Raw genomic sequence first — 4,329 nt, 5'->3', positions numbered from 1 at the left:
GCGAACGGCCCCGGCATGTGGTCGATGTCGTCACAGGTCGGGCCGTAGAAGGAGAAGCCGTGATCGCGCACCTCCGACTCCGGCTCGCGCAGCAACTGCGTCGGGAAACGCCAGCCGATGTGCGCCGCATCGAACAGGGCGCCATAAGCGCCGTCGTTGATGTAAAGCTCGGATCCGCGGCGCTTCTCCACGCGCACCACCAGCGACGAATATTCCGCGCACAAGGCCCGGCCCGGCTCCGCCCACAGCTCCGCCGAATAGGAGATCGGCAGGCTCTCGAACGCGCGGTGGATCGTGTCGAAATAGCGCTCCAGCGGTGGCGGCTCCATGCCCGGATAGGTGGAGGGGAAGCCCCCGCCGACGTCGATCACGTCCACGGTCACCGCCGCCTCCACGATCGCTTGGCGCACGCGCTCCATCGCGTTCGAGTATGCGTCGGGAGTCATCGCCTGCGATCCGACATGGAAGCAGATGCCCAGCGCGTCCGCCGCCTGCCGCGCCGCCATCAGCAGCGGGCCGGCATCCTGCGGCGCGATGCCGAACTTCGACGCGAGGCTGAGCTTCGAATGCTCGGACGACACGCGCAGCCGGACGCAGAGCGTCAGGTCGGTCGCATCGTTGGTGGCACGCAGGATCTTGTCCAGCTCTTCCAGGCTGTCCAAGCTGAACGTGCGCACGCCGTGCGTGAAATAGGCTTCGCGGATCGCCTCCTCGGCCTTGACTGGGTGCATGAAGCACAAGGTCGCCTCCGGCAGGGTTCGACGCACCATCCGCACTTCGCCGATCGAAGCGACGTCATAGGTGGTGATGCCGTTATCCCACAGGATCCGGATCAGCTCGGGGCTCGGATTCGCCTTCACCGCATACATCGAGCGGCCCGGGAACTTCTCCACGAAGAACCGGGCGGCCCGTGCCGCGGCGTGCGGACGGACGAGCGTGACCGGCTGGACTGGCCGACGCTGGGCGATTTCGAGGGCGTTCCCGACCGACGGGGCGGAAACGGCAATCGACGGGGCGGCTAGCCCCAGCGCGCGATGATGCTGGTGCAATTCAAGGGACCTCCAAGTGCCTTGCGGCGACGACGTTCGAAAAGCTGCCTTGCGGTTGGAAGTCCCATGGGGCAGCGGAGGCGCGATCTAGGGTCACGCGGCCCACCTGTAAAGTGGGTGCGAGCCCCGAAGGTTCATTTATGACGTTTTTGCGACAGCCGACCCGGGCGGGGGTGCGCGACGCCGCCGCCAAGCTCGCCGCCATCCTGCCGCCGACGCCTTTGTTCTCCCGTGAAATCAACGGGGTAGAGATCGCGTTCAAGTCGGAACCGCTCCAGCCGATGGGCGCGTTCAAGCTCCGCGGTGCGTGGCATCGGCTCACCGCATTGAGCGACGAGGCGAGGCGCAAAGGGGTCGTGGCGTTCTCCAGCGGCAATCACGCGCAGGGAATCGCCTGGGCGGCGAAGCGGCTGGGGATCGCCGCGACGATCGTGATGCCCGCCGATGCGCCGCGCGCGAAGGTGGAGGGCACGCTGGCGCTCGGCGCCGAGATCGTCGCCTATGACCGCGCCACTGAGTCGCGCGAGACGATCGCGGCGCGACTCGCCGAGGCGCGCGGCGCCACTCTGGTGCCCAGCTTCGACGATCCGTGGATCATCGAAGGGCAGGGGAGCGCGGGGGTGGAGGCGGCGGCGCAGATGGAGGCCGCCGGTCTCGGCGCGCCTGCCCATGTGGTGGTGCCTTGCGGCGGCGGTGGGCTGGCCGCCGGCATCGCGTTGGCGCTCAAGGACGCGGCGATCACCGTGGTCGAGCCCGAGGGCTGGGACGACATGCGCCGCAGCCTGGAAGCCAGCTGGATCCTGCCGGTCGGCGACTCGCCCCCGCCCACCGCCTGCGACGCGCTCCAGACCAAGCAGGTGTCGCCGCTGACCTTCGACGTCCTCTCCCGCCGCGACGCGCGCGGTGTGGCGGTCAGCGAAGCCGAGACCGCGACGGCGCAGCGCTGGGCGGCGGAGCAATTGCGGCTGGTAGTGGAGCCCGGCGGTGCGGTCGCGCTGGCGGCACTGCTCGCCGGCAAGGTGGCGCCCGAGCCGGGTATGCTGGTGATCCTGTCGGGGGGGAACGTCGATCGCGCCGCCTATGCGCGGGTGCTGGCCGGTGGGTGAGTCCGCCCCCGCCATCGCCATGCTCGGCTTCTTCGCCTGCCTCCTCGGCGGCGGGTGGATGATCGTGAGCCGGCGCGACGTAAAGCGCGGGGTGCTGCTGCTGGTGATGGCGGCGGTGCTGCTCGGCAACGTGCTGATCTGGACGCTCTGAGTGCGGCGGATCGTGCCGATGCTCGTCTCGGTGCTCGCGCCCCAGCCGCGCGGCGTGCCGCCGCCGCTCAGCCGGGCGGAGGAACTGGCGTACGGCCCGGCACCGCTCCAGCGGCTCGACTTCTATCCGCCGCTGGACGGCTCGGCTCCGGTCCCGCTGGTCGTTTTCGTCCACGGCGGCGGCTGGAGCCGCGGCGACAAGGGGCGGACGACCGGTTACACGAAGGCAAACCACATCCTCCGGCGCGGCCTCGCCTTCGCCTCGCTCAACTACCGGCTGGTGCCGCTCGCCACGGTGGAGCAGCAGGCACAGGACGTCGCCGACGCGCTGGCGCTGCTGTTCCGCGAGGCGTCGGCACGCGGCGTCGACCCGCGCCGGATCGTGCTGATGGGTCACAGCGCCGGCGCACATCTCGCCGCGCTGGTGGTCACCGACCGGGCCTATGCGCGCCACGCCGGGATCGATCCGCAGCGGCTGGCCGGCACGATCCTGCTCGATGGCGCCGCCTATGACGTGGCGCGGCAGTCGGCGGGCGGGCTGCCCTTCGTCTCGGGCCTGTACGGCGCCGCCTTCGGGCGCGATCCCGAGCGGCATGCGCGCCTCTCTCCGACGCTGCACGCGGAGACCACGACCGGGCGCTTCCTGATCCTCTGGGTCCAGCGCCCCAGCGCGGCCGAGCAGTCGCAGGGCCTCGCGCAGGCGCTGCGCCGCGGCGGCGCGCAAGTGGAGACGCATGCCATCCCGCACCGCGGCCTGAGGGGTCACCTCCAGCTCAATCGCGCGCTTGGCGATCCCGCGCACCCCGCCACCGCGATCGTCGACCGCTGGATCGACGGGGTGCTCGCCTGAGCGTCAGCGGATCGGCGAGTTTGGATCCAGTCGCATGTCGAGATACTTGTCCACCGAGTTCATCAGGTCGTCCATCTCGTGCTCGAAGAAGTGGTTCGCGCCCTTGATGGTGTCGTGGTGGATGGTGATGTGCTTCTGCGTGCGCAGCTTGTCGACCAGCTTCTGCGTCGCCGGCGGCGTCGCCACCTCGTCCTCGGCGCCCTGGATGATGATGCCCGAGGAGGGGCAGGGGGCGAGGAAGGTGAAGTCGTAGAGGTTCGCCGGCGGCGCCACCGAGATGAAGCCGCGGATCTCCGGGCGGCGCATCAGCAGCTGCATGCCGATCCACGCGCCGAAGCTGAAGCCCGCGATCCAGGTGGACGAGGCCTCGGGGTGGAAGCTCTGCACCCAGTCGAGCGCGCTCGCCGCGTCGGACAGTTCGCCGACGCCATTGTCGAACACACCCTGGCTTTTGCCGACGCCGCGGAAGTTGAAGCGCAAAGTGGCAAAGCCGCGGCGCTGGAAGGTCTTGTAGAGTGCCTGGACGATGTGGTTGTTCATCGTGCCGCCCGCGGTCGGGTGCGGGTGGAGGATCATGGCGACGGGCGCGCGCGGGCGCGGGGCGGGGGCGAAACGCCCTTCGAGGCGGCCTTCGGGGCCGGGAAAGATCACTTCGGGCACGGTGTTCTCTTGTTTCGGGGGCGGGTCGATCCGCCGGAACCGGGCGCTATATAGGGACGCGCCGCCGATTGGGAACTTTTCTTGACCCGAACCTACCTCGATCATGCCGCGACCACCCCGATCCGCCCCGAAGCCATGGCAGCGGTGGGCGAGGGCATGCAGCGCTGGGCCAATCCGTCATCGCCGCACGCCGAGGGGCGTGCCGCGCGCGCCGCGCTAGAGGAGGCACGCGCGCGGATCGCGGCGGCGCTGGGCTGGGACGGGCACGTGATCCTGACCAGCGGCGCCAGCGAGGCGATCGCGCTGGCGGTACGCGGCAGGCATGTGCAGGCGAGCGCGGTGGAGCATGACGCAGTGTGGCGGGCTGCGCCTGAGGCGGGCGTGATCGCTGCCGAGCCGCTGGTGCGCGCCATCCCGGAAGGCGCCGAGCTCGCCGTGATCCAGCATGCAAATTCGGAAACGGGCGTGATTCAGCCGCTGGCCGATCTCGATACCGGTGGCGCTCTCCTTCTGG

General features: G+C 69.9%; 6 protein-coding genes. 4 read left to right on the top strand and 2 right to left on the bottom strand.

Going from position 1 to position 4,329, the window contains the following annotated elements; genetic code table 11:
- On the bottom strand, positions 1-1,049 hold a 1,049-nt coding region (locus ACFDTH_RS17620), incomplete at its 3' end, for a type III PLP-dependent enzyme (RefSeq protein WP_375288855.1).
- Positions 1,050-1,189: 140 nt separating this feature from the next.
- Here ACFDTH_RS17620 and ACFDTH_RS17615 point away from each other — a divergent pair.
- Genes ACFDTH_RS17615 through ACFDTH_RS17605 form a run of 3 tightly spaced genes read left to right on the top strand, consistent with a single transcriptional unit; the run spans position 1,190 to position 3,155 of the window.
- The gene (locus tag ACFDTH_RS17615; protein WP_375288854.1) at positions 1,190-2,155 is read left to right on the top strand and encodes a threonine/serine dehydratase; all 966 of its coding nucleotides are present in this window, start codon (positions 1,190-1,192) and stop codon (positions 2,153-2,155) included.
- Positions 2,148-2,306 (top strand): hypothetical protein, encoded by a 159-nt coding sequence (locus tag ACFDTH_RS17610; RefSeq protein ID WP_375288853.1) that lies wholly within the window; start codon positions 2,148-2,150, stop codon positions 2,304-2,306. Before ACFDTH_RS17615 ends, ACFDTH_RS17610 begins: the two co-directional genes overlap by 8 nt.
- Positions 2,307-3,155 (top strand): alpha/beta hydrolase, encoded by an 849-nt coding sequence (locus tag ACFDTH_RS17605; protein ID WP_375288852.1) that lies wholly within the window; start codon positions 2,307-2,309, stop codon positions 3,153-3,155. It begins immediately after the preceding gene.
- A gap of 3 nt (positions 3,156-3,158) precedes the next feature.
- Here the strand turns inward: ACFDTH_RS17605 and ACFDTH_RS17600 are convergent, their stop codons facing one another.
- Positions 3,159-3,815: an alpha/beta hydrolase gene (locus ACFDTH_RS17600; RefSeq protein WP_375288851.1), complete on the bottom strand. Its 657-nt coding sequence runs from the start codon at positions 3,813-3,815 to the stop codon at positions 3,159-3,161.
- Positions 3,816-3,896: 81 nt separating this feature from the next.
- Between ACFDTH_RS17600 and ACFDTH_RS17595 the strand changes: the two genes are divergently transcribed.
- On the top strand, positions 3,897-4,329 hold a 433-nt coding region (locus tag ACFDTH_RS17595), incomplete at its 3' end, for an aminotransferase class V-fold PLP-dependent enzyme (protein ID WP_375288850.1).

It is taken from the genome of Sphingomonas sp., assembly GCF_042096255.1.
Taxonomy (GTDB): Bacteria; Pseudomonadota; Alphaproteobacteria; order Sphingomonadales; family Sphingomonadaceae; genus Sphingomonas.
The sequence above is the reverse complement of the archived record's forward strand: the minus strand, read 5'-3'. Positions and strand labels throughout refer to the sequence as shown.

Bases quoted from the DNA above. Each gene is read 5' to 3' on its own strand.
- ACFDTH_RS17615 (WP_375288854.1), top strand. From the start codon at position 1,190: ATGACGTTTTTGCGACAGCCGACCCGGGCGGGGGTGCGCGACGCCGCC.